The sequence below is a fragment of the Streptomyces sp. NPDC090445 genome (assembly GCF_044769385.1).
GTDB lineage: Bacteria > Actinomycetota > Actinomycetes > Streptomycetales > Streptomycetaceae > Streptomyces.
Genome location: NZ_JBIVXV010000043.1, coordinates 17,228 through 39,450 on the forward strand (window position 1 = coordinate 17,228; position 22,223 = coordinate 39,450).

22 protein-coding genes and 1 pseudogene are annotated in these 22,223 nt (G+C 70.9%); 13 read left to right on the top strand and 10 right to left on the bottom strand.

Annotated features, from left to right (window positions below):
• Positions 1-71 precede the first annotated feature (71 nt).
• Positions 72-1,490 (top strand): GH1 family beta-glucosidase, encoded by a 1,419-nt coding sequence (locus ACIQUT_RS37815; RefSeq protein WP_403569952.1) that lies wholly within the window; start codon positions 72-74, stop codon positions 1,488-1,490.
• 32 nt (positions 1,491-1,522) lie between these two features.
• Positions 1,523-1,990, top strand: coding sequence for a DUF3592 domain-containing protein (locus ACIQUT_RS37820; RefSeq protein ID WP_403569954.1), 468 nt, complete (start codon positions 1,523-1,525; stop codon positions 1,988-1,990).
• Positions 1,991-1,997: 7 nt separating this feature from the next.
• On the opposite strand, the gene ACIQUT_RS37825 is transcribed toward ACIQUT_RS37820, so the two are convergent.
• Positions 1,998-2,600, bottom strand: a complete 603-nt coding sequence (locus ACIQUT_RS37825) for an HD domain-containing protein (RefSeq protein WP_403569956.1) — start codon at positions 2,598-2,600, stop codon at positions 1,998-2,000.
• A gap of 86 nt (positions 2,601-2,686) precedes the next feature.
• Complete coding sequence (locus ACIQUT_RS37830) at positions 2,687-3,472, bottom strand: hypothetical protein (RefSeq protein WP_403569958.1); 786 nt, start codon at positions 3,470-3,472, stop codon at positions 2,687-2,689.
• A gap of 279 nt (positions 3,473-3,751) precedes the next feature.
• Between ACIQUT_RS37830 and ACIQUT_RS37835 the strand changes: the two genes are divergently transcribed.
• Together ACIQUT_RS37835 and ACIQUT_RS37840 are read left to right on the top strand one after the other, a co-directional pair.
• Positions 3,752-4,819, top strand: coding sequence for a peptidoglycan-binding protein (locus tag ACIQUT_RS37835; RefSeq protein ID WP_403569960.1), 1,068 nt, complete (start codon positions 3,752-3,754; stop codon positions 4,817-4,819).
• Between the two features lie 329 nt (positions 4,820-5,148).
• On the top strand, positions 5,149-5,499 hold the full coding sequence (locus ACIQUT_RS37840; protein ID WP_403569962.1) for a hypothetical protein: 351 nt from the start codon (positions 5,149-5,151) through the stop codon (positions 5,497-5,499).
• A gap of 151 nt (positions 5,500-5,650) precedes the next feature.
• On the opposite strand, the gene ACIQUT_RS37845 is transcribed toward ACIQUT_RS37840, so the two are convergent.
• Positions 5,651-6,007 carry a hypothetical protein gene (locus tag ACIQUT_RS37845; RefSeq protein ID WP_403569964.1) on the bottom strand — a complete coding sequence of 119 codons (357 nt, stop codon included), beginning with the start codon at positions 6,005-6,007 and terminating at the stop codon, positions 5,651-5,653.
• A 290-nt stretch (positions 6,008-6,297) separates the two neighbouring features.
• On the opposite strand from ACIQUT_RS37845, the gene ACIQUT_RS37850 reads away from it, so the two are divergent.
• Entirely contained in the window at positions 6,298-7,032 is a 735-nt protein-coding gene (locus ACIQUT_RS37850; protein ID WP_403569966.1) for a helix-turn-helix domain-containing protein, read from the top strand.
• Between the two features lie 114 nt (positions 7,033-7,146).
• Here the strand turns inward: ACIQUT_RS37850 and ACIQUT_RS37855 are convergent, their stop codons facing one another.
• Positions 7,147-8,268: a nucleotide disphospho-sugar-binding domain-containing protein gene (locus ACIQUT_RS37855; protein ID WP_403569968.1), complete on the bottom strand. Its 1,122-nt coding sequence runs from the start codon at positions 8,266-8,268 to the stop codon at positions 7,147-7,149.
• A gap of 191 nt (positions 8,269-8,459) precedes the next feature.
• Entirely contained in the window at positions 8,460-9,686 is a 1,227-nt protein-coding gene (locus tag ACIQUT_RS37860; protein ID WP_403569970.1) for a serine hydrolase domain-containing protein, read from the bottom strand.
• A 301-nt stretch (positions 9,687-9,987) separates the two neighbouring features.
• On the opposite strand from ACIQUT_RS37860, the gene ACIQUT_RS37865 reads away from it, so the two are divergent.
• Positions 9,988-10,263: a helix-turn-helix domain-containing protein gene (locus ACIQUT_RS37865; RefSeq protein WP_403569972.1), complete on the top strand. Its 276-nt coding sequence runs from the start codon at positions 9,988-9,990 to the stop codon at positions 10,261-10,263.
• Here ACIQUT_RS37865 and ACIQUT_RS37870 read toward each other — a convergent pair.
• Entirely contained in the window at positions 10,250-11,167 is a 918-nt protein-coding gene (locus ACIQUT_RS37870) for an alpha/beta hydrolase (protein ID WP_403569974.1), read from the bottom strand. The two genes, ACIQUT_RS37865 and ACIQUT_RS37870, sit on opposite strands and share 14 nt — an antisense overlap.
• 195 nt (positions 11,168-11,362) lie before the next feature.
• The gene (gene fabV, locus ACIQUT_RS37875; RefSeq protein WP_403569975.1) at positions 11,363-12,577 is read right to left on the bottom strand and encodes an enoyl-[acyl-carrier-protein] reductase FabV; all 1,215 of its coding nucleotides are present in this window, start codon (positions 12,575-12,577) and stop codon (positions 11,363-11,365) included.
• 229 nt (positions 12,578-12,806) lie between these two features.
• Here fabV and ACIQUT_RS37880 point away from each other — a divergent pair, with 229 nt between their 5' ends.
• The 5 genes from ACIQUT_RS37880 (at position 12,807) to ACIQUT_RS37900 (ending at position 16,529) form a co-directional block, all read left to right on the top strand.
• A complete protein-coding gene (locus tag ACIQUT_RS37880; protein ID WP_403569977.1) occupies positions 12,807-13,700 on the top strand; it encodes an NAD-dependent protein deacetylase in 894 nt (297 codons plus the stop codon).
• A 98-nt stretch (positions 13,701-13,798) separates the two neighbouring features.
• Positions 13,799-13,921: a hypothetical protein gene (locus ACIQUT_RS37885; protein ID WP_403569978.1), complete on the top strand. Its 123-nt coding sequence runs from the start codon at positions 13,799-13,801 to the stop codon at positions 13,919-13,921.
• Positions 13,922-14,203: 282 nt separating this feature from the next.
• Positions 14,204-14,584: a glycine cleavage system protein GcvH gene (gcvH, locus tag ACIQUT_RS37890; RefSeq protein ID WP_403569980.1), complete on the top strand. Its 381-nt coding sequence runs from the start codon at positions 14,204-14,206 to the stop codon at positions 14,582-14,584.
• 118 nt (positions 14,585-14,702) lie between these two features.
• Positions 14,703-15,731 (top strand): DMT family transporter, encoded by a 1,029-nt coding sequence (locus tag ACIQUT_RS37895; RefSeq protein WP_403569981.1) that lies wholly within the window; start codon positions 14,703-14,705, stop codon positions 15,729-15,731.
• 87 nt (positions 15,732-15,818) lie between these two features.
• A complete protein-coding gene (locus tag ACIQUT_RS37900; RefSeq protein WP_403569983.1) occupies positions 15,819-16,529 on the top strand; it encodes a hypothetical protein in 711 nt (236 codons plus the stop codon).
• A 107-nt stretch (positions 16,530-16,636) separates the two neighbouring features.
• On the opposite strand, the gene ACIQUT_RS37905 is transcribed toward ACIQUT_RS37900, so the two are convergent.
• Positions 16,637-17,317 carry a recombinase family protein gene (locus tag ACIQUT_RS37905; RefSeq protein WP_403569984.1) on the bottom strand — a complete coding sequence of 227 codons (681 nt, stop codon included), beginning with the start codon at positions 17,315-17,317 and terminating at the stop codon, positions 16,637-16,639.
• A 228-nt stretch (positions 17,318-17,545) separates the two neighbouring features.
• Entirely contained in the window at positions 17,546-17,935 is a 390-nt protein-coding gene (locus tag ACIQUT_RS37910) for a MerR family transcriptional regulator (protein ID WP_403569986.1), read from the bottom strand.
• A gap of 79 nt (positions 17,936-18,014) precedes the next feature.
• On the opposite strand from ACIQUT_RS37910, the gene ACIQUT_RS37915 reads away from it, so the two are divergent.
• On the top strand, positions 18,015-19,205 hold the full coding sequence (locus tag ACIQUT_RS37915) for an MFS transporter (protein WP_403569988.1): 1,191 nt from the start codon (positions 18,015-18,017) through the stop codon (positions 19,203-19,205).
• A 464-nt stretch (positions 19,206-19,669) separates the two neighbouring features.
• A pseudogene (locus ACIQUT_RS37920) lies at positions 19,670-20,026 on the top strand (zinc-binding dehydrogenase); the annotation flags it as partial.
• 204 nt (positions 20,027-20,230) lie between these two features.
• Here ACIQUT_RS37920 and ltrA read toward each other — a convergent pair.
• Positions 20,231-21,985, bottom strand: coding sequence for a group II intron reverse transcriptase/maturase (gene ltrA / locus ACIQUT_RS37925; RefSeq protein WP_403569990.1), 1,755 nt, complete (start codon positions 21,983-21,985; stop codon positions 20,231-20,233).
• Between the last annotated feature and the right edge of the window lie 238 nt (positions 21,986-22,223).

Consider the following 22,223-nt stretch of genomic DNA (forward strand, 5'->3'; position numbering starts at 1 on the left):
GCATGCACTCACTCACTCACTCACGCACTCACGCACTCACGAGCCCTCTCACCTCCGGGAGACCCATCGTCATGACCGCGCTCGACGCACGCCCCCGCACCGGGGCGACGCTCCGCTTCCCCGCGCACTTCCGCTGGGGCACCGCCACCGCCGCCTACCAGATCGAGGGAGCCGCAGGCGAGGACGGCCGCGCCCCGTCCATCTGGGACACCTTCAGCCGCACCCCCGGCAAGGTGCGCAACGGCGACACCGGAGACATCGCCGCCGACCACTACCACCGCGTGAGCGAGGACATCGCGCTCATGCGGCGGCTCGGCGTCACCGACTACCGCTTCTCCATCGCCTGGCCCCGCGTCCAGCCGACCGGCCGGGGACCCGCCGTCCAGAAGGGCCTGGACTTCTACCGGCGCCTGACCGACGGGCTGCGCCAGGCCGGCATCCGGCCCGTGGCCACCCTCTACCACTGGGACCTCCCCCAGGAACTGGAGGACGCCGGCGGCTGGCCGAACCGGGAGACGGCGTACCGGTTCGCCGAGTACGCGGGCCTCGCGGCGGAGGCGCTCGGCGACCGCGTGGCGACCTGGACGACCCTCAACGAGCCCTGGTGCGCGGCCTTCCTCGGCTACGGCAGCGGGGTGCACGCCCCCGGCCGCACCAGTGCCGTCGACTCGCTGCGCGCAGCCCACCACCTCAACCTGGCCCACGGCCTCGCCGTCCGGGCCCTGCGCGGCGCCGTGCCCGGGGCGGCCGAGGTGTCGCTCACCCTCAACCTCCACGCGCTGCGCGCCCGCGCCGACACCCCGGAGGACGCGGACGCGGTCCGCCGGATCGATGCCGTGGGCAACCGGATCTTCCTCGACCCGGTCTTCCACGGGCGTCTCCCGGAGGACCTCGTCGGCGACACCGCGCCCGTGACCGACTGGTCCTTCGTCATGGACGGGGACCTCCGGACGGCGGCCGCGCCGATCGACTCCCTCGGCATCAACTACTACTCCCCCGCCACGGTCGCGGCCGGCACCTCCCCTTCCCCTTCCCGTTCCCTGTCCCCGTCGCCGTGGGCCGGTGCGGAACGGCACGTCCGCTTCGTCCCCGTCCCCGGGCCGCGTACGGCCATGGACTGGCCGGTCGACCCCGACGGGCTGCACGAGCTGCTGCTCCGGCTGCGGGACGACCTCCCGGGCGTGCCGCTGGTGGTCACCGAGAACGGCGCGGCGTACGAGGACTACGCCGACCCCTCGGGGCAGGTGAAGGACCCCGAGCGGGTGGCCTACCTCCACGCCCATCTGGCGGCCGTGCACCGCGCCATCGAGGACGGGGCCGACGTCCGCGGCTACTTCCTGTGGTCCCTCCTGGACAACTTCGAATGGGCTTACGGTTACAGCAAGCGCTTCGGCATCGTCCACGTCGACTTCCCGACCCGGCGCCGGACGTTCAAGAGCAGCGCCCACTGGTACGCGGACGTCATCGCCCGCGGCGGCCTCACCGCTTGAGCCCCGGCCGCCGCCAAACCGAAACAGGTCTCATGTCCCCTTCCCTGGCCCTCTGCTTCTTCTCCCTGATCTTCACCCTGGTCGGTGCCGTCTTCGGCACAGTGGGATACCGCGAGGTCCGGAAGACCGATCACCTGCTCCGCAAGGGCATGACAGCGCAGGGTGTGGTCACCCGCCTCGCACCGATGAAACTGGAGGGGCAATCGGAGGCATCGATCACGATCAGGAGCACCGGGACCACCGTGTACTGCCCGGTCATCGCCTGGACCACGGCCGACGACCGGCCCATGGAGACCACGTCGAAGCTGGGCCGCGCCCGCGACAAGACGTTTCGCGTCGGCTCCCGGGTCGAGGTCCGCTACGACCCGGCGGACCCCTCCCGCTGGACGCTCCCCGCCGAGGGCAACGGCCTGGGGCGGGTCTTCGTCGCGATGGGTGCGCTCTTCTTGGTGCTCGGGCTGGGGTTCTTCGCAGGGATCCTGTACGTGCAGGTGCTCTGAACCTCGGTCAGGCGTGCACCGGGAACGAGGACTGGAAGGCCAGGCGATGGCCGGCGCCCGCCCCGAGCCGGGTGAGCAGGTCGTCGAGCGCGAGGTACTCCTCCCAGGGCTCCCGCTGCGTCGCCCCGGCCAGCATCCCGACGAGCCGGTCCTCCAGGCCGGGGACACGCTTGTCCTTCCACGCCTTGTCTGCCGTGCTGACCAGGAGGTCCTCGACGGTCACCGCCGGGTCGTCCCAGTCGGCGTGGGTGGCGGCGAACCGGGCCAGGGCGGGCGGGAAGCCGCGGCTCAGCAGCAGGTCACGGCCGGCTTCCTCGTGTGCCGAGCCGGGCCCGGTGAGCTCTTCGAGGTGCAGGGTCTTGCCCACGTCGTGGGTCGCCGCGCCGAAGAGGACGCCGTCACGGTCGACGGCCAGGTCCGGGTAGCGGTCCCGTACCCAGTCGACCAGTTCGACCGCGACGTCGTGGACCGCGCGCAAGTGCGCCGCCAGCCGGGGCGGGGCGCCCAGGGATCGCAGAAGGTCCGCCGCCGCGGGCGGCAGCGGCCGCAGCGGGGGCTCGCCCGGGGCGTCCAGGGCACGGGACAAGAGGTCCGCAGAGGTCAGGGGCATCCCACGGACAGTACTCGCACGGGTCGGCGTGGGCCAGGCCGTGGCAAGGGCGCGGCCGTCGGTCAGGTGGTCAGGCGCTCAGGTGGTCAGGTGGTCCAGGGCAGGCGTACGGCCTCGATCTCCGTGTCGTCGAGGAGGGCCCGGACGAGTGGCGCGGGGCCGGCCACCTTGGTGGCCCAGAGGTCGTGATCCGTGCAGAGGACCCAGGTTCGGTCCCGGGGCCAGAGGTTGGACGGGCTCCAGCCGTCTTCCTCGGGGTGGTCGTACAGCACCTTGGCGTCCGCGAGTGCGCCGCTTCGGATGTGGAGGTTGTCGAAGTCCTCGGCCCGTTGCAGCAACGGGTTGTAGTAGGCCAGGCAGGGGGTGTCGGCGCCCTGGGGGCTGTGCTCGGTGAGGATGTCGATCAGGCGGTTCCAGTCGGGTCGGTCCATGCGGCCTTCGGGCGGTGCCTGGATGCCGACCGGCCAGGTGCCCGGCGTGATCGAGGGGAAGGAGGTGTGGCACGGCATCCGTCCCTCGGGCACCACTGGATCCCCGGTCCGGCGCGCGAGTTCCGTCCAGCGCAGCCGATGCCAACGGGGTCCCGGGTGCTCGCCGTCGTCGGCGCCGCATACGTCCGCGGGGTCGAGGCCCGGGATGATGTCGGGCCCGCCGCCCATCAGCACGGCCCGCCGGTACTCGATGAACGACATATCGGTCGGCCCGAGCTCGTGCTCGTACATGGCGTGCAGCACCCAGGCCGCGTCGGGCAGCGCCGGCGGCATGAACCCGGTGAGCCCGTCATCGGAGGTCAGGTCCCGCAACCAGTCGGCTTCCCCGGACCCGGCGAAGGGCCACCGCGCGGCCGCCGCAGCGGCGGGTGTCTCGTGCATCCGCCCAGCATCGCACCCGGCGCGTTGCTCCACGCACTCGTCCGGGTGAAACGCGGGCCGTCGCCGCGGTTGCCGGTCCGGCTCTGCCCAGGGGCGGAGGCGTGCACCGCCCGTACGCGGCCGCGCCGGATACCGCGACCGCGTCGTTACGATCGGCGCCGCTGAGGCCGATGCATGGACGCCTGCCGCTATGCACAGACCTGACCTGCTGTTATGCCGCCATGCGGGCGGTGCGGAGGCCCGGCTGTTCGACATGGCGACGACGGGAGGGGCATGTATATGACGCAGGAGCGGGGCGGCGGCGGCCTGGACCAGGACCGGAGCGCAGGAGTGCAGCTGGCGCGGCTGCTGCGCCGCTGGTGGGAGGAGGCCGGCAGCCCGGCCGGCGGCAGTCGGCCCACACAGCAGGCCCTGGCCGTGAGGCTGGACATCGACCAGACGACCCTCTCGCGCTACCTGAACCCCAAACACCTGTCGATCGCGCCTTTGAGGGTGGTGGAGGCTCTGCACACCCAGTTACGCGCCCCGGCGGCCGAACTCGATCAGGCCCGGGCACTGTGCCGGGCCGCGCTGCTGCAGAACGGCCGCCAGCGGCCCTCCGGGGGTGGAGGGGAACACACGGCGACGGAAGGCGGTGCCGCGGACGGATCCGACGAGCGCCCCTGCGCTGCCGTGCACGGCACTGATGTCCGTGGCGCTTCCGGCCGGAGCCGCCGTTTCCGCTGGCTCCGGCCGGTGCTGGTCGCGGCAGCCGTGGTTCTGGCGTTCACCCTGGGGATGGTCGTCCACGAACGGCTGTCCGTCCGCGGCCGCGGGGCCGCGGCCGACGGTGCGGCCGGGGCCGTTGCCGCGAGCAAGGCACCGTACGAGTGGCCGTTGCTGCGCATGGGCGAGGAGGACCAGTTCACCCGTGCCCGGGCCCTGCAGCATCTGCTCAACGCGCACGGCTACAAGGTGCAGGCCGACGGGTTCTTCCGGCAGGACACCCGGGACGCCGTCATGGACCTCCAGAAACGGCACGACCTGCCGGCCGACGGCAAGGTGGGCAGGCAGACCTGGCCGGTGGTGGTGAAGGAGGCGGGGCCCGGATCCGGTGCGTTCGAGGTGCGGGCCGTGCAGGAACTCCTGAACAACGCGGGCCAGGGCGGCACACCGGTGTCGGGGGAGTTCACCGCGGCGACCGCCGAGGACCTGAGGTTCTTCCAGCGCACCCACGGCCTGCCCGTGACCGGCCGGGCGAACGCCGACACCTGGCTTGCCCTGCTCGTGAAGCAGCTCCCGCCGGTCAAGGCACCGGAGTACCAGAGGACCGCCGGCCCCGGCCCCCTGCCCTCCGCTTCCCTGTGAGGGGGCGGCTCTCCTCCCACCCGCCCCCAGCCCCCGGCCCCGCCCTCGCCCCCGCCCCGGGCACAGCGCCAACCCGGGTTCGCAGTCCGATGCGTGCGGTCCGTGCAGTCCTCATGCACCGGGCCATAACCACAGGTCACAGGCCTGGCATGCAGGGTGCATCGATGCGCGTCGGCAAGCAGCCGGATTCGTCTCCCCCCACCCGGCCGCCCCCGCCATGCTGGTTTCGCGGCCGACACCCCCGGACAGCCCGCCCCCTCGGCAGGCACCACGTCCAGGCACTCGTGCCGGTCCGCTTCCCGTCAGCACACCGCCCGAAGGGGGCACCCATGTCCACTGTCCGCAAGACCCTCACGTCCGCCGTATCCGCCGCCGTCCTCGCCGGGGGTCTGGCCCTCGGCGCCGCCGGCCCGGCGAGCGCGGCCACCTGTCCGTCCTCCGCCTCCCCCGTGACCGACGGGGCGTCGGCCCACTGGACCCTGAGCTGCTCGGGCAACAGCGTGACGGTGTCCGGCTGGCTCCAGGACACCCGCGCCGACGGCAAGTGCGCCCTGGTCCGCATCAACGCCGGCAACGGCGAGTACAGGACGAAGTCCGCGTGCGGATCCGGGGTGCGGGAGCAGTTCTCGTTCACCTTCAAGGGCACGAAGGAGGCGCAGGCGCGCCTCGCCATCGCCTGACGGCACAGCGCAGCGCAGCACAGCACGCACCACGCACCGCACGTCGGTCGCCCCGGCTGACGGCGGCGCAGTCGGCGAAGGGCCGGGCCGATCGCGGTCCGGCCCTTCGCCGTCCTCATGACGACCTCGGGCCCTACGGGCTTTCAGGTGCTCACGTGTCGTTGTCCACCCAGAGCTCCCAGCGTCGGCCGTTCCGCTCGCAGACCCAGAAGCCGTAGGCGGAGTTCGCCCCGAACGCCTCGCACGCGGACTCGCTGCGGAAGGTGCCGACGAGGATCATGTCCAAGGCGGTGCTCGGTGCGGCCGCTGCCGTGTCCGTGTCGACGTTCCGGACAACGAACGCGTCCTGGCGCGAATCGGCGTACGTCCCGGCCGTGAACGCACCGTCCGCGACGGTGCCGCTGTGGGCATCGTGGCCGGACTGAGCTGCCTGGGCCGGAACGGCTGCGGTGCCGAGGGCCACCGCAGTCGCGAGTGCGGCACTCGCGAGGACTTGACGCAAACGCATGCTCTCTCCCTTTCCCTTTACCGGATTTGACGGGGCGCCGCGCGCGGCGTGGTGTCCAGATTGCGGCGGCGCGTGGGGGTTGGCCTTGTACGAAGGCGCACCATGTTCGCGGGATCCGAGGGCCGGCGGGGGAGGCGCAGATGCGGGTCGCAACGGCCGTGGGGGCGCGCAGGACAGGCATGTACCGGGAGCGTCGCGCTTCCGCGCGGCTTCGTGATCACGTGGTGATGTACCGAGGTCATCGCACCGCGGGGCGGGGACCTGTGCGACTCACCCTCCCCTCGGCCACCGTGACGTTGATCCTGGGCTGGGGGGATCCCCTGCGCCTGTTCCACAACGCCCGGAGCGCTCCGGCGGAGCAGACGACGTGGCATGCGATGCTCGCCGGTCTGCAGACGTCGTCGGTGAGAGGGGGCTTCGAGGGCGTCGCGGAAGCGATCGAGGTGGAGTTCACCCCGCTCGGTGCGTACACGTGCCTGGGGTTACCGCTGCACCACCTCGCCAACGGCCACGTGCACCCGGATGACGTACTGGGCGACGGCTGGTCGGCGAGGCTCACCGAGCGGCTGATCGCGGTTCCGGACTGGGAAGGACGATGGGCAGTCGTCGAGGACGCCTTGGCGCGGCGGCTGGCCGGCGGCCCGACGCCCTCGCCCGTGATGGCCGGGGCTTGGCGTCTGCTGCGGGCCCGTCACGGGAGGCTGTCGGCCGGAGAACTGGCCGCCGCCACCGGGCGGGGCCATCGGCGGCTGCAGGTGCTCTTCCGCGAGCACATCGGGCTGCCGCCGCAGTCCGTCAGCCGGATCCTGCGGTTTCAGCGGGCGCTGACCCTGCCGTCCGACGCCGGCCGGTCGCTGGCCGACCGTGCGGCCCTCTGCGGCTACTTCGACCAGGCGCACATGAATCGTGACTTCCGTGCCCTGGCCGGACTCACCCCCGCACAGCTGCGCTCTCTGGCCGAGCGGGCGTCTGCCGGAGGCAGGGATCCGGCCGGCGGGCGCCTGGCCGCTGTCTTCGACCACTGAACCGCTGCCGTCTGCGGTCCCACTCGCCCACGGGACGGCACGCGGGATCTCCTCCCCCGTGCCGTCCGCGGACGGGCTGCGATGCCCGTCGTGCATCGCAGCCGCGTTCCGACCCTAGGAGGCGGTCAGGGCCTCCAGGGCGGGGACCGTTTCGGCGGGGGTCGGCAGGGCGGCGTTCTCCGCCCGGAGGCGGGTGGCGGCCTCGCCCAGGGCCGGGTCGGTGATGAGGCGGGTGAGGAGCCGGTCGTCGACGTCGTCGGAGGCGGAGCGCAGGGCGGCGCCGGTCGCGGTGAGGGCGTCGGCGTTGGTGAAGTGGTCGGCGCCCTGCGGGAGCAGGAGCTGGGGCAGGCCGGCCTGCAGGGCGGTGAGGAGGGTGCCGGAGCCGCCGTGGTGGATCAGCGCGTCGGAGGCGGTCAGCAGTTCGGCGAGCGGGACCCAGGGCAGCGGGCGGACGTTGTCCGGGAGGGTGCCGAGCGGGGTGAGGTCGGTGTCGCCGACGGCGAGCAGGAACTCGGCGTCCACCGAGGCGGCGGCCTCGGTCAGGCGGACGATGGCGCGGACGCCGTCCATCTCGGTGAGCACGGTGCCCAGGGTGACGGCGACGCGGGGGCGGCTGCCGCGGCGGAGCAGCTCGGCGGGGACGGTGCCGCCGCCGTTGTAGGGGATGTAGCGCATCCGCAGGCCGCCCGGGTCGCCGCCGAGCGAGGCGGGGACGATGTTCAGCGCAGTGGCCTGGGCGGGGCCGGCCACCCCGTATGTTTCGTACGCCTCGGTGAAGTTGGCGGCGAGGCGGCCGACCATGTCGAGGCCGGAGGTGACGCCGAAGTTCTGGATCACCGACGGGATCTTGAGCTTGGCGGCGACCAGCGGGGCGGAGGCCTGGAAGGAGTCGTAGACCAGCAGGTCGGCGCCCCAGCTGTCCGCGGCTTCCAGCAGGCCGTCCACGGTGGGGCGGGAGACGAGCGCGAAGCCCTGGGCCGCCCTGTCGAGTATCTCGTCCGTGGTCATGTCGGGGGCGACGTAGCGCACCTCCTCGTCGGTGGACTGCTCGAACACCTCCCGGACGGTGCGGCCGTCGCCGATCTCCACGATCGGGAAACCCGCCTCGCGGAGCTGGTCCAGCGGCTGGGAGCCGGCAAACAGCACCTCGTGGCCGGCGGCGCGCAGCGCCTGCGCGGTCGGGATCATCGGGAAGAGGTGGCCGGCCGAAGCCGGTCCGGTGAAGAGTATGCGCACGGTCTCTCCTTGCCCATGGTCTGCCGGTCGAGCACGAGCCGCGCAGGCCCGCCCCCGTTCACTTGTGTGAACTGACGGGGCGGCACGCTGTGTTCCCTCGGGAAGCGTCGATAATCGGACGTTCTGGTGGGGAACTTTCCGGGCAGGGATGGAGCGCCGTGCTCCCGGGGCGCCCCGGGGCGGGCCCGGTGTCAGTCGTCGATCGCCTGGTAGAGCGTGGTCCAGAAGTCGTGGATGAGCTGCGCCGGGGCCGGTACGGACAACCCGACCTGGGTGAGCAGGATTCCGGTGAGCTGTGCGTTCGGGTCGGCGTACGCCGAGGTGCCGGTGCCGCCGTCCCAGCCGAACTGGCCGACCGGCGCGTAGTCGCCGCGGTAGGTGCGCACCGCCATCCCGAAGCCCCAGCCGCCCTGCTGCCCCTGGCCGAACGACACGTGGACGCTGTTGCGGGCCAGGGCGGACCGGACGGTTTCCTGCTCGGACGTAAGGCGGTTGGTGGTCATCAGCTGGACGGCGGGCCGGGACAGGATCCGTTCGCTGCCGTGCATGCCGTGGTTCAGCAGCATCCGGAAGTAGGCGTGGTAGTCGTCGACGGTGGAGACCACCCCGCCGCCGCCCGCCTGGAACGCCGGAGGCTCGCTGAACCTTCCGCTCGCCGGCTCGTCCCACACGGTGAACTCGCCGGTCTGCGGGTCGGGCGCGTAGCTGGGCGGCAGCCGGTCCATCTTGTCGGCGGGCACGTGGAAGCCGGTGTCCTTCATCCCCAGCGGGTCGAGGACGCGTTCGCGCAGGAACGTCTCGTACGACTGGCCCGTGACCCTCGCGACCAGCACGCCGAGCAGGTCGGAGCCGATGTGGTACTGCCACTGCTCTCCGGGCTGGTGCATCAGCGGGAGCGTGCCCAGGAGGCGCATCCACTCGTCCGGGTCGGGCAGCGGCCCCCCGTGACCGGTGAGCCCGAGCTCGAATATCTTGCCCATGATCGGAGTGTTCATCGACGTCAGATCCATTCCGAGCCCGAACGTGCAGGTCAGCACGTCCCTCACGGTGATGGGCCGCCGCGCGGGCACGGTGTCGTCCAGGGGGCCGTCGATCCGCTTCAGCACCTGCCGGTCGGCGAGTTCGGGCAGCCACGGGTCCACCGGGTCGTCCAGGCGCAGCCTGCACTCGTCGAGGAGGACCATCGCCGCCGAGACTCCGAGCGGCTTGGACGTCGAGGCCATCCGGAAGATCGTGTCCCGGCGCATCGGCGCGCCACCGTCGTGACGCATCGTGCCGATCGCTTCGACGTGCGTCTCGTCGCCCCGGCTGATCAGCGCGACGAGCCCGGGGATCTGACCGGAGTCGATGTGCCGTGCGAGCACATCACGCCACCTGCGCAGCCCGGCCGCGGAGAAACCGCTGTTGCCGTGTTCCATCGTCAATCTCCTTGCGTACGTTCTTCGTTCTTCGGGAATCGCTGAACGTCTACGACGCTACATTGCGTTTACTGATCCGTCAACGAGCAATGAGCGCCGAAACTGCCTTGTGGTTACGGGATATACACCGGACATTGCAATGACACTGACGCCGAACGCAACGAACGACGGCGGGACGCATTGCAATGACCTCAGACTGAACGCATACTGCGCCGCGGGGTGTGCGGGCGTCCGCTCCCCCACATGGCCGTCGACGGATGACAGGTGACAGGTGCAGACGGCAGAGGGGAGACGAGCAACGATGCCCGGAGGCAGGCTCACCCATGAGGACCGTCAGCGCATCGCCGACGGGCTGGCCGAGGGGCTCGGATACACGGAGATCGGCCGCCGCCTGGGGCGGCCCGCCTCGACCGTCATGCGGGAGGTCACCCGCAACCCCGGCACCGCGTACGCTGCTGCGCCGCACCGCGCGTGGCATCCCCCGGGAGGCCCGCGTCAGGCCGAGCTGCTCTCCGGCCCGGCAGCCGAGCCCGGCTCACCGGACGGAGGATCGCGGTCGGTCTCTACGATTGCGTGATCCGGTCGCGCAGCCAGGTGTCGACGCCGCTGAGCGCCGTCCTGGCCATTGCCGTGGGGTGGGCCGTGAAGCCGTGAGGCGATTCGGGGTAGACCCGGAGCTCGACGTCGTTGCCGGCTGCTGACAACCGACCTGCCATCGCCAGGTTGTCTTCCAGCAATACGTCTGCGCTGCCGACGATCAGCAGCGTCGGGGGAAGCCCGCGAAGAACGCCGTAGACGGGAGAGACGTCGGGAACGGTGCGGTCTTCCACATGGCCGGCGTACGCCTGGATGAAGTATTCGTCCGCGATGCGGCGACCGGCCGGGGTTCGTGCGCTCAAGTCGTAGGTCCCGAATTGGAGCGCAGCGCCGGTGAATCGGCCGATGGCACCTCTGTCTCTCAGCCGGAGCAGGGTCGCCAGGGCGAGTGTGGCTCCCGCAGACCTCCCGCCGATCGCGAGTCGGGACGTTCCGAAGCGGGCATCGGCTTCTTCGACGAGCCAGAGCGCCGCCGCTTCACAGTCGTCGGGTGCCGCCGGCCAGGGGTGCTCAGGGGCCAGCCGGTAGTCGACGCTGACCACGGCGAGGTGCAGGGCGTCTGCGAGTTCGCGGTTGCGTCTGTCTCCTCGCGCCGCGGAGTCCATGTAGAAGCCGCCGCCGTGTATGTCCAGGTAGACGCCCCGCGGCGGACCGCCGGCAGGAGTGAAGATCCTCACGGGGACGCGCGCTCCCGCGGCTTCGATCGTCTCTTCGACGGCAGGCGGATCGGCGGCAGGAGGAGCAGGCCTCTTCGCCCGTGCCTCTTTGAGCTCCTCCAGTGTGCTGGGGCCGCGGCCTGGCGCCCTCGACTTGTAGAAGTCGCGAGCTTCGTCGACCTGCTCCGCGGGTACGTCGGCCAACAGTGCGTCCAGCGCGAATCGCACGCGCCCTCCTCACCACTCGGGGTTCACCCCCACGCTATCGCCGACCTGCGGCGGCGGTTGCGACCACCGGCGAGGAAGTGTGCGGACCGACGGCGCCGGGATGGCGCCGAGCCGTTCGATCTGCGCCAGGCGTGGGTCGGGTTGCTGTCCGGCTTCCTCGGCGGGGGCGTACCGCGTGGCGGGGCCGTGCCCGGATCAGGGTGCCGGGGTGGGCCAGGGGATGCCGGTGGCCACCGGGGCGGTGTAGTCGATGCCCGGCACGGAGAACCCGTACAGGCGTTGGACTTCGGCGTGGAACCAGTCGAGGTCGGCGAGACCGGTGATGGTGTCGGTGGTGGCGGCCTCCCAGCGTTCGGCGACGGCCGCCTGGACCTCGTCGGTGAGTTCCCAGGTGTCCAGGCGGATCCGGCCTTCGTCGTCCAGGGCGAGCGGGGCGGCACCGGTGAGCTGGTCCCACAGGGCGGCGAGCTGATGCACCGGCGGGACCAGGCCGTCACCGAGGACGCCGCGCAGCAGTCCGGTGTACAGGGCGATGCCGGGGATGGCGGTGGAGGACTGGGTGACGGCGGCGCCGTTGACGGAGGTCACGGCCCGCCCGCCCACCGTTTTGCCGAGCCGCTCGTTCAGGGTGCGGGCGGTGGACTCCAGGTGGGCCTTGGCCGCGCCGATGGTGCCCTGCCGGTAGATCGCCGCTGTCAGCGGCGACCCGATGTACGACAGCGCGGCGGTGGCGAAGCCCTCGCCGAGGAGTCCCCGGCCGGCCAGGTGGTCGATCCAGCGTTCCCAGTCCGCGCCGCCCATGACGGCCACGGTCTGCTCGACGTCGTCGCCCTCGGCCGGCCCGGTCTCGACCTCGCGGACCTCGGGGACGCCCCGGTCGTCGAAGACGAGGGTCTTGGTGCGGTTCGCCCGGCCGATCGGCTTGAGGACGGAGGCGTACGCGGTGCCGGTGTCCGGGTCGGTGCGCCGGGGCGCGGCCACCGAGTAGACCAGGTAGTCCAGCCTGCCGCCGAAGCGCTGCTCGATGAGGTCGGCGACCTGGTTCTTCATCGCGTCGGAGAACGCGTCGCCGTTGAGGAAGACCAGGTCCCGCCCGGCGGTACGGGCGAGGTCGGCGGTGGCGGCGGTGCGGTACCAGCCGGCCGTGGCGGTGCGCCGTTCGGTGGGGGCCTTCTCGAAGGAGACCATGATGCCGCGGATGCCTGCGCGCTTGAGTCCGGCGACCGTGGCCGCGAGGCCGTATCCGGCCGAGGAGCCGATGACCAGAGCCACCGGACCGGCGCCCTCCGGGACGTCGGCGGAGTCGGGACATGCCTGCCACATGTCGGCCACCAGCCGCTCGCAGCCCGCCGGGTGGGCGTCGAGGAAGAGGAAGCCCCGGTTGCGGGGGGTGAGAACACGCTCGCTCATGATCGCAGTCCTTGGGTCGACCGGGCCGAAGACGCGGCAACCAGCCGGCCGCCACACCCTGCAAGTCTGCGATGGGACGGACACGGACAGTGGCCCCGCCAAGGACAATGATCATGAGCCGATCTTGGATGTTCCGCTACTTCCGGCAGGGCGCGACGCAGCCGTGACCGGGCCGTGTGTTCATCGGCCGCGGAGGCGGGCTGCCGGGCCTGTTCCGTACCCTGGCGGCATGCGCATGCGCCCCACTCTGCACTGGACCCCTACCGGGGACCTGCCGCCGGGCACCACGGATCCGGAGCCGGTTGCCGATGCCCTGGGCACCGGCGGTGTGCTGGTGCTCAGCGGGGCGGGCCTCTCGACGGAGTCGGGGATCCCCGCCTACCGGGGCGAGGGCGGGAGCCTGAGCCGGCACACCCCGATGACCTACCAGGACTTCACCACCAGCGCCCGCGCCCGGAACCGGTACTGGGCGCGCAGCCACCTCGGCTGGCGTACCTTCGGCCGTGCCCGGCCCAACGCCGGGCACCGGGCGGTGGCCGCATTCGGGCGCCACGGCCTGCTGTCGGGTGTGATCACCCAGAACGTGGACGGCCTGCACCAGGCCGCCGGCAGCGAGGGCGTCGTGGAACTCCACGGAAGCCTGGACCGGGTGGTCTGCCTTTCCTGCGGAGCCTTCAGCGCGCGCCGCGAACTGGCTCAGCGGCTGGAGGAGGCCAATGCGGGCTTCGAGCCGGTGGCCGCCGGAATCAACCCGGACGGTGACGCCGACCTCACCGCGGAACAGGTCGGGGACTTCCGCGCGGTGCCCTGCTCGGTCTGCGGCGGCATCCTCAAACCGGATGTGGTGTTCTTCGGCGAGACCGTTCCGCCGGGGCGGGTCGAACACTGCCGCCGACTGGTCAGTGAGGCGGCTTCCCTGCTGGTCCTGGGCTCCTCGCTGACGGTGATGTCCGGCCTCCGGTTCGTCCGCCAGGCGGCGCAGGCCGGGAAGCCGGTGGTGATCGTCAACCGGGACCCGACCCGGGGCGACCCGCACGCCCGCACCCGCGTCGCACTGCCCTTGGGGACGGCCCTCACCACGGTGGCCGACCGACTGGGCATCCCGGTCGACGGCGACGGGTGACCGGGGACGGGCGCGGACGCCCGTCAAGCCCCCGCCCGCGCCCCGGCCCCGGCCCCGGCCTCGGCCTCGGCCTCGGCCTGCCGCACGGTGGCCTGCGCGTGCTCTTCCTCGACCAGCTCGAACGCGACGAAGCCCTCGCCTATCTGCGCCGGCAGGCCGAACTCGCCGCGGAGCGGAACGACCGGCTCGCCGCGCTCGGCAAGACCGTGACCCAGGGGTAAGACGCGCTGTCGGTCTACGGCCGGATCGTCATGGAGTGGGGCCTGCGACTGAGCGCCACCCAGCGCGAGTGGGCCGAATGGGCTCAGGAGCAGCTCGCGGAACGGCAGCCGCCCGCCACGCCGTAGCGAGTGCTCGGCCCCTTCGCACCCCCTTGCGGCTGCTGACCCTCACGGTCGGCCTTCAGGCGCGCTCTCCCCGAGGGTCCTCACGTGAGCGCGTACGACATGGCACTGTGTAACCCGTTGATCACAGCACGCCGCCTTCGCTTGGGGAGCCCTGCCATGTCGAACGTCCCTGCCGATCTCAAGTACACCGACGAGCACGAGTGGGTGCGCACCGAAGCCGGCGGGGCGGTGGCCATCGGACTCACCGACCACGCCCAGAGGACGCTCGGGGACATCGTCTTCCTCGAACTGCCCCAGGTGGGCAGGATCGTCGAGGCCGGGGACGCCGTGGGCGTCGTGGAGTCGGTCAAGGCCGCCTCCGACATCTACGCCCCGGTCAGCGGCGAGGTGATCGAGGTGAACACCGATGCCGCCGACGCACCCGAGGACGTGAACGCCGATCCCTACGACATGTGGCTGTTCAAGATCAAGCCGACGGCAGGCGCCTCCGGCAACGGCCTGCTCGACGCCGCCGCGTACGAGAAGCTGATCGGCTGACGATCCTGCCGGTCCACGGCCGGATCGCGGGCCCCTCCCCTCTCCTCCCCTCCCCCTCGATGCCGCCGGCGAAGGCGAGGGGCGAGGGCGAAGACAAGGGCGAGCATAGGGTGCAGCCATGACAGCCAGGGCGTACCGCGCCTATTTCGTCGGCCTACCCGCGGCGCTGACGGCGACGGCCCTGTGGGGGTTCACGTTCCTCGGGCCGGCCGCCGTCGCGCCCGTCAACGTCTACTACCTGGTCGTGGGCCGGTACGCCGTCTTCGGGCTCATGTCCCTGGCCGTGCTCCTCGTACACCGCGGCGGGCTGCGCGCCCTCGGCACCCGCCGGCTCCTGACGGCCGCGCACCTGGGCGTGGTCGGCTACATCGGCTTCTACCTGCTGCTGGCGATGTCCGCCGAACTCGGCGGCGGTGTCCTCGCATCGACCATGACCGGGCTGATCCCGCTCATGGTCACCCTGGTCTCGAACCTGCTGGAGAAGGTGCTCGCCTGGCGCAGGCTGGTTCTCCCCGTCGTGGTGATCTCCGCCGGTCTCCTGCTCGTCAACGGTGGCGAGCCCGCCGACGGCGCTGCGAGCGGCCGGGACCTCGCGCTCGGCGCCGTGCTGGGGTTCCTGGCCTCCGCCGCGTGGTCCTACTTCGTCATCGTCAACCGCAGGGCCCTCCGGCACGCCGGGCCGGCCGTCGACGGCACCGCCTGGACCGCGTGCATCGGTCTGGGCGCCTGCCTCGGGTCGCTGTTCCTGCTGCCGCTCGCGCTGGCCGGCGGCGGCCCGTCGCCGGTCTCGGACGCCGGGACGCTGTGGCCGTTCCTGGCGTGGTGCGTGGCGCTGGCGGTCCTCGGCTCGTGGTGTGCGACCTGGTTCTGGAACCTCGCCTCCCAGCGGCTGCCGGCCACGGTGACGGGGCCGGTCATCGGCATGGAGGCGGTCTTCGGCGTCGCCTTCAACCTCCTCTGGGAAGGCCGGACCCCCACCGCCCACGAGCTGTGGGGCGGCCTGCTCGTGGTCGCGGGCGTCCTGCTCGCCTCGTACCTCTTCAACCGCGCCGGCCTCACCCGCGGCGCTCCGCACGACGACACCGCCGAACCCGCAGGCCCGGCCCCCCACCCCGTGCCGGCCGGACCGCCGTCGACGACGACCTGAGCGCCGTCGACGAGCTGAGCGGCCGACTCCGGTGCAGTGGCCGAGAACCACGGGCGATTTCGACGTGTACCCGACAGAATTTGATCCGTGATCGAGACCATAGGAGCAGTCACCGGAGTCGTTGTCTCCATCGGGTCGTTAGCCCTCGCCGTCTTCGGCTTCCGGCACCAGATCGTGCGCGCCCGGCTCCTCGACGCGAGGGAGCAGCGTCTGGAGGCGGCCGAACGGCAGCTGGAGCAACGCCGAGTGGCGGCCGAGCGGCAAGCCGTGCTCACGCAAGCGTCCATGGTCGACGTACGTCTCGTGTGGACGCCGTCGCGCCTGAACGAAGGGGTGAAACTCCCGGAACTGAAGATCACGAATGACAGCACCCAACCGATCCTGGATCTGGCTGCGCGGCTGGGGGACGAGCCGATCGCCGGCATTGCGGGCGGCGTGGCGGCCGGCGACTCCCGCTCGTTCCCCGTCACCTCGGCTGCGGCAGTCGGCTTCGCGGCGGGGTCGGCCGACATGAGCGTGATCTTCACCGACGCGGCCGGCATGCGCTGGCGCCGGGACCCCGGTGGCGGTCTCCGTGAGGGCAGACGGCTCGCCGACGGCAGTTGGGCGTGGGCGTCCCGGGAGTCGCCCTCGGTCGAACGGGCCATGGAACGCCCGAGTCCGTCGATGCCGCCTCCCCTCCCGGCCTCGTGGGTGGCCACGGCGGCGGAACCGTCCCGGAAACAGGGCTGGTTCCTCGTGTCGGCGCTCGGTCTGATCATTGGTGCGGTCGTTGTCTGGTTGGTGTTCCTGCGCTGAGCGTGCGCCGCAGCGCTCCGAGGAGCTCCAGCCTGTGGCAGGAGCGGGGACAACGCATGGCTCTGTTCTCGTATAGCTACCGCCAGGTGGCGTGTAGCGCTGAGTAACTACTTGGGGCTGCGGTCGCGCTGATGAAGGGTGGCGAAGTCGGCGTGCGCGGTCTGGACGGCCTCGGGGTACGCCTGCCGCTTGTCGGGCTCGGAGAGCGCCCGGTAGATGCTGGACAGGCTGGGGCTGCATCCCTTGCGGCGGCCGGTGGGGATGATCAGGTCCGGTTGGATCTGCTCGACGGTCTCGCCGATCGCCCGGCGACGGAGCACGGTGTGGAGCTTGTCGTCGGTGATGACGGGCGGTCGGCCGCCGTGGTTGCCCTTGCGGGAGGCGGCGTCGAGCCCTTCGAGGGTGGCCTCGCGGATGTTCTCCCGTTCGGTCTCGGCCATCGCCGCGAAGAAGCCGAACAGCAGCCGTCCCGGGCCGCTGGGGTCGTACATCCCCGGCAGCGGCCCGGCGAGCATCTCCAGCACCAGCCCGTGCGCGGTGAGGTGGTCGGCCAGGGCGGTCAGCTCGGCCGCGTCCCGGCCGAGGCGCTTCATCTCGTACACCGTGAAGATCACCCGGCAGTGCGGGGCGTGGGCCTTGATCTCGCGCGCGCACGCGAGCGCGGCTTCGAACTGCGGGCGGACCCGGACCCGGGTGCTGATCTTCTCGGAGAAGATCTTGTCTCGGGGGTGTTCTTGGCGGCCAGCGCGTCGAGCTGCGACTGGAGTTCTTGCGTGAGGCTGGAGCACCTGGCGTATCCGATGCGGATGTCCGTGGTCGGAGTGTCCCGGTCGATCGGCGCCGGAACGGGAGTACCGGGACGCCACCGCTGCCCCGGGCCGCGGTCGGCGGAGAATGGGCCCCAATCCACTTTTGAGTGAGAACGAGTCATGACAGTAAATCGGTGCTCCGGACCGCTTCCGCCGACCTCTCTTGATCTTGCTCCGGGAAAGGGTCGCTCGTGAGAGCCGATTCGCTTACACGCCGAGTGAGGCCAGTGCCCGGCGAGTGACGTCGGCCGGGGCCGCAGCGATGACGTCATTGAGCGCGTCCATGGAGGACTGAAGGTCGCTGATGGCCTGAGCAATACGGTCGCGCTCCTGGTGGAGGTCGGCGAGCAGGTCCGAGCAGGTGGGGACGAGGCGGTCGCCGGTGTCCCGCAGGCACGGCAGGACCGTGGTGATTGTCGAGGTGTTCAGGCCGGCGGCCAGCAGGCTGCGGATGCGGCGGACGACAGCAACGTCCTCTTCAACGTATTCCCGGTAGCCGCTGGGGCGCCGCTGGGGGTGGAGTAGACCCTGTTCTTCGTAGTAGCGCAGCAGGTACACGGCCACGCCGGTCTGCTGGGACAGCTCACCGATGCGCACATCGACCTCCTGATGACGAGGCGGGCATGGCCCGCCCGCCTTGACTCTCATACCAATGTGAGACTTTAGCGTCTGCGACATGAAGGTGAACAAGGGTTTCGCGACGCTCGCGGCATTGTGCGCGAGCGTCTTCGTCGTGGGTACCTCGGAGTACCTGATCGCTGGGCTGTTGCCCCAGGTTGGAGCCGATCTTGACGTCTCCGTGGGAACCGCCGGACAAGCGGTGACCGCATACGCGCTCGGAGTGGTGGTCGGAGGGCCGCTCATGGCCCTGCTGACCTCGCGTCTGCCGCGCAAGGGGCTCGCCATAGGCCTGATGCTGCTGTTCGCGGCGGGCAACGCGATCAGCGCGGTGGCGCCGTCGTTCGGTCTGCTCCTGGTGGGCCGCGTGGTGTCCTCGCTCAGCCACGCCGCCTTCCTGGCTCTGGCGCTGGTGACGGCGACCCGGGTGGTCCCGGCCGAGAGGACGGGCTCGGCCATTGCCACCGTGGCCTCCGGCTTCACCGTGGCCACGCTCCTCGGAGTGCCCCTGGGCGCACTGCTCGGGCAGAGCGCCGGATGGCGGGCTCCATTCGCCGTGCTCACCGCTCTGTCCCTGGTGGGCACCACGCTCCTGGCCGCCGCACTGCCCCGGCAGGAGGCACGGCCCACGCGACTGCGTGACGAGATACGCGTGGTGACGCGTCGGCCGGTCATGCTCGCCATCGCCACCACCGCAGTGGGCTTCTCCGGGGTCGCCACAGTGTTCACCTACATCGCCCCGCTGCTCATCCGCGTCTCCGGCTTCTCCGCCGCGGCGGTCTCCGGTCTGCTGCTCGCCTACGGCGCGGGGAGTTTCCTCGGCAACCTCGCCGCCGGAAAGCTGACCGACAAGTCGATGAGTGCGACCGTACGCGGTGTTTTCGGTGGGTTGGCGGGGACGCTCTTGCTCGTCCCGTTTGCCGTGGTGTGGCAGCCCACCGCCGTGGCCGCGGTCCTGGTACTCGGTCTGCTCGCCACCGCGACCATCGCCCCGCTGCAGGGACTGATCCTGCACCATGCGGGCGCCGCCCCGAACCTGGCGGTGTCCGTCAACGTGGGTGCCTTCAACCTCGGAGCCGCAGCCGGCTCGGTCATCGGCGGCACGATCGTCGCCGCCGGCGCTCTGCGGTGGACCGGCCTGGCGGGCGCGGCGCTGAGCCTGATCGGACTGGCCCTCACCCATCTCGTCCTGCCCCGGACACGGACATTGGCGAAGGATGCCGAATCCGAAGCCTCGATCGTCGCCTGATTGCCCGTCCACTCACCTCACAAGGAGGTCGCCATGCAGGCGATCCAAATCGCTCGCCACGGCGGGCCCGAAGTCCTGTCCGTCCGGGAGGTTCCCCGGCCCACTCAAGGAGCCTGAGAGCTACTGATCCGTACCGTCGCCAGCAGTCTGAACCCAGTGGACCGGAAAACTCGCGCAGAGGAGGTCGGGCCCGAACTCCCCGCCACCTTGGGGTGGGACCTGGCCTGAATCGTCACCGCCGCCAACCACCCCGCTACCGTCCTGGGGACCAGGTGATCGCGATGTCGGCGCAGATCGCCACCGGCCGCGGCACCAGGGCCGAGCAGGTCGCTCTGCCCGCACGGCTGGTTACGGCCGCCCCCACGACACTTCCGCTGGCGGATGCCGCAGCACTGCCGCCGGCCGGAGTGACCGCGCTGCAGGCCCTGAACCGGGCGGCAGTCACCGACGGAGACCACGTTCTGATGACCGGCGCGGCCGGTGCCGTGGGCGGCATCGCCATCCAACTCGCCCGCCACACCGGGGCCACCGTCGACGCCTTGGTTTCACGCCCCGAGCACCTCGACGCGGCCCGGGAACTCGGCGCCAAACACGTCTGGCACACCCCGGCCGACCTCCCCCGCCGTGCCTATACGGCAGTACTGGACACCGCAGGCATCAACGCGGGCGCCGCCCTCGCGCCAAGGGGGCGGTACATCTCCATCGCTGACCACCCCCTGCCCAACATCCCCGGGGCCGCCAAAAGCCACGTCCAGGAAGACCAGGATCACCTCGCCCGGCTCGTGGCCCTTGTGGACAGGGGCGAACTCCGGCTGCGCATTGCGTACCGCTGCCCCTTCCACGAGGTCCGCCGCGCCCACGAGCGGTTCGAAGCAGGAGGCGACCTCAGAGGCCGAACAGGACTTGAGCTGGGAGTAGATGCAGACCGATTTCCGCTCCACGGTCGGGTAGCCGGGGCCCATTGCTGGACCCCGGCCCCCTCAGAACCGGGCGAGCGGCTTTCACCGCACCACGGCTCAAGCAGGTCACTGGGACCGCTTCGCATCGAGTGCTTCTGTCGCGTGATGCTGCCGGTGGCACTGCGAGTGCAGCAGGATGAGGTTCTTCAGCTCGTTGCCGCCGCCGTGCTGTCGGTGCACGACGTGGTGCACGTTCAGCGTCCGGCGGACCGAGTCGAACCAGGACACCCAGTCGTGGATGTTGTCCGGCTCGAACTCGGCTCCTTCGACGAGGTCGAGACCGCACCGTGCGCATCGGCCGCGCTGGCGGACGGCCAGGGTTTGGATGAACCTGTTCTCCACCCCCAGCTTGGTCCGCCTGGCCGTGCGCTCGGTCCAGTAGCCCGTCAGTGCCGGGTCGTCCTTGGAATGTGTTCCAAGGACCGGCACGTGACGGACAATCCTGGTCATCGCGGCGGGCTTGACGTACGCCGAACCCTCACCGAAGATCCAGCGGTTGTCGCTCCCGGGAATCCGCTTGTCCCAGTACCGGGCTGCGACCCACTGCCTTCCCTTCCGCCGATGCTGCCTGCTCGCCCACTGCCAGAGCTGGGAGAACACGATCCGATCGACTTCCTTGAAGGCCCTCTTCGAGCTCCAGGGGCGGTAGTACGCGGTCCATCCCCGGAGAAACGAGTTCAGCTCTGGGACCAGGCGGTCCGCAGGCTCTCCCCGGTTCGCCCGGACGATGTCCCGGATACGCCCCTTGGCCTTCCTCACTGCGTCCTTGCTCGGCGTCACGAGCGTGTACCCGTTGGCGTACGTGCGGACAGTGCACCCGAGGAAGTCGAAGCCGTCGGTGAGGTGGCGGACCGAAGTCTTCTCCTCGTTGAAGGCCAGACCTCTGGGGGTGAACCATTCCGTCAACCGCCGGTACGCCTCGTGCGCGTCCTTCTCCGTGTGACAGATGACCACGAAATCGTCCGCGTACCGCACAAGGGCCGGAGACCCCTCCTTGAGGACGCGGGAGTTCCCGTGTCTTCTCCAGGAGACCCCGGCTGCTTCCTCCATTCCGTGCAGAGCAATGTTCAGCAGGAGCGGGCTGATCACCCCTCCTTGCGGAGTACCTTCCACCGTCGGTGCGAAGGCGCCCCTGTCCATTACTCCGGCCTTCAGCCGGCCCTCGACGGCATCCCTGGCGGGGAAGCCTGTGAGGGACCGCATCAGGTGCGTGTGGTCGATCCGGTCGAACGCCGCCGACAAGTCGGCGTCCAGCACCCACCTCCGGTGGCTGGCGGGCTTGCCCACCACCTGGAAGATGGCGGCCAGTGCGTCGTGACATCCCCGGCCGGGGCGGAAGCCGTAGCTTCGCGCCTCGAATCGCGCCTCCCATTCAGGTTCCAGGGCGTTCTTCACCCTGGCCTGGTGGACCCGGTCCCGGATGACCGGGATACCGAGAGGACGCGTCTTCCCGTTCGCCTTCGGAATCTGCACTCGCTTCACCGGACGCGGACGGGCGGCCCCGTCCCGCAGAAGCATCCGGGCCAGTCGGCCCCGCTCCTTCGGGCCGAGCGCCGTCTCCCCGTCCACGCCGGCGGTCTTCCGCCCCCGGCTCACCCGGGTCACCCGGCGCACGCTCAGAAGCGTGTTCGCGGCCGACCGCATCATGAGCTTCTGGAGGTTGCGGACCTTCTTCATGTCACCCGCTTGAGCGGCCTTGAAGATCCTCTGACGCAGCCTCGTTACGTCACGGTCGACCCGGCCCCAGTCGATCTGGTGCCGGGCTTCCGCATCGTCGGCAGTTTCGTTCCAGAAGGACAACTGCCCGGTGTTCTGGTCCACTTGCCCTCCCTGTCTAACGTGCGCTGCCGTTTACTCGGTGCTTCGTCGTCTCTTCAAAGACCCACCTGGTCCGCTTGGGCGTCCTTTCGGACCCGGGCACCAGCCCGGTATCCGCCGGGTTACAGCCGGAAGGCGGAGCCCCTGCATCCGGCCTTTCCCCGTGCCTTTCGGCGTGGCGGCATTCGCTTCTCGGACCATCCTTTTCCCGCAGTCGATCACCGGCCCGGGTGCTGCGGGC

Coding starts and splice junctions, on each gene's coding strand:
- ACIQUT_RS37895 (WP_403569981.1), top strand. CDS start 14,703: ATGACAGCCAGGGCGTACCGCGCCTATTTCGTCGGCCTACCCGCGGCG.
- ACIQUT_RS37830 (WP_403569958.1), bottom strand. CDS start 3,472: ATGCACGAGACACCCGCCGCTGCGGCGGCCGCGCGGTGGCCCTTCGCC.
- ACIQUT_RS37825 (WP_403569956.1), bottom strand. CDS start 2,600: ATGCCCCTGACCTCTGCGGACCTCTTGTCCCGTGCCCTGGACGCCCCG.
- ACIQUT_RS37915 (WP_403569988.1), top strand. CDS start 18,015: ATGAAGGTGAACAAGGGTTTCGCGACGCTCGCGGCATTGTGCGCGAGC.
- ACIQUT_RS37845 (WP_403569964.1), bottom strand. CDS start 6,007: ATGCGTTTGCGTCAAGTCCTCGCGAGTGCCGCACTCGCGACTGCGGTG.
- ACIQUT_RS37860 (WP_403569970.1), bottom strand. CDS start 9,686: ATGGAACACGGCAACAGCGGTTTCTCCGCGGCCGGGCTGCGCAGGTGG.
- gcvH (WP_403569980.1), top strand. CDS start 14,204: ATGTCGAACGTCCCTGCCGATCTCAAGTACACCGACGAGCACGAGTGG.
- ACIQUT_RS37820 (WP_403569954.1), top strand. CDS start 1,523: ATGTCCCCTTCCCTGGCCCTCTGCTTCTTCTCCCTGATCTTCACCCTG.
- ACIQUT_RS37880 (WP_403569977.1), top strand. CDS start 12,807: ATGCGCATGCGCCCCACTCTGCACTGGACCCCTACCGGGGACCTGCCG.
- ACIQUT_RS37815 (WP_403569952.1), top strand. CDS start 72: ATGACCGCGCTCGACGCACGCCCCCGCACCGGGGCGACGCTCCGCTTC.
- ACIQUT_RS37840 (WP_403569962.1), top strand. CDS start 5,149: ATGTCCACTGTCCGCAAGACCCTCACGTCCGCCGTATCCGCCGCCGTC.
- ACIQUT_RS37865 (WP_403569972.1), top strand. CDS start 9,988: ATGCCCGGAGGCAGGCTCACCCATGAGGACCGTCAGCGCATCGCCGAC.
- ACIQUT_RS37835 (WP_403569960.1), top strand. CDS start 3,752: ATGACGCAGGAGCGGGGCGGCGGCGGCCTGGACCAGGACCGGAGCGCA.
- fabV (WP_403569975.1), bottom strand. CDS start 12,577: ATGAGCGAGCGTGTTCTCACCCCCCGCAACCGGGGCTTCCTCTTCCTC.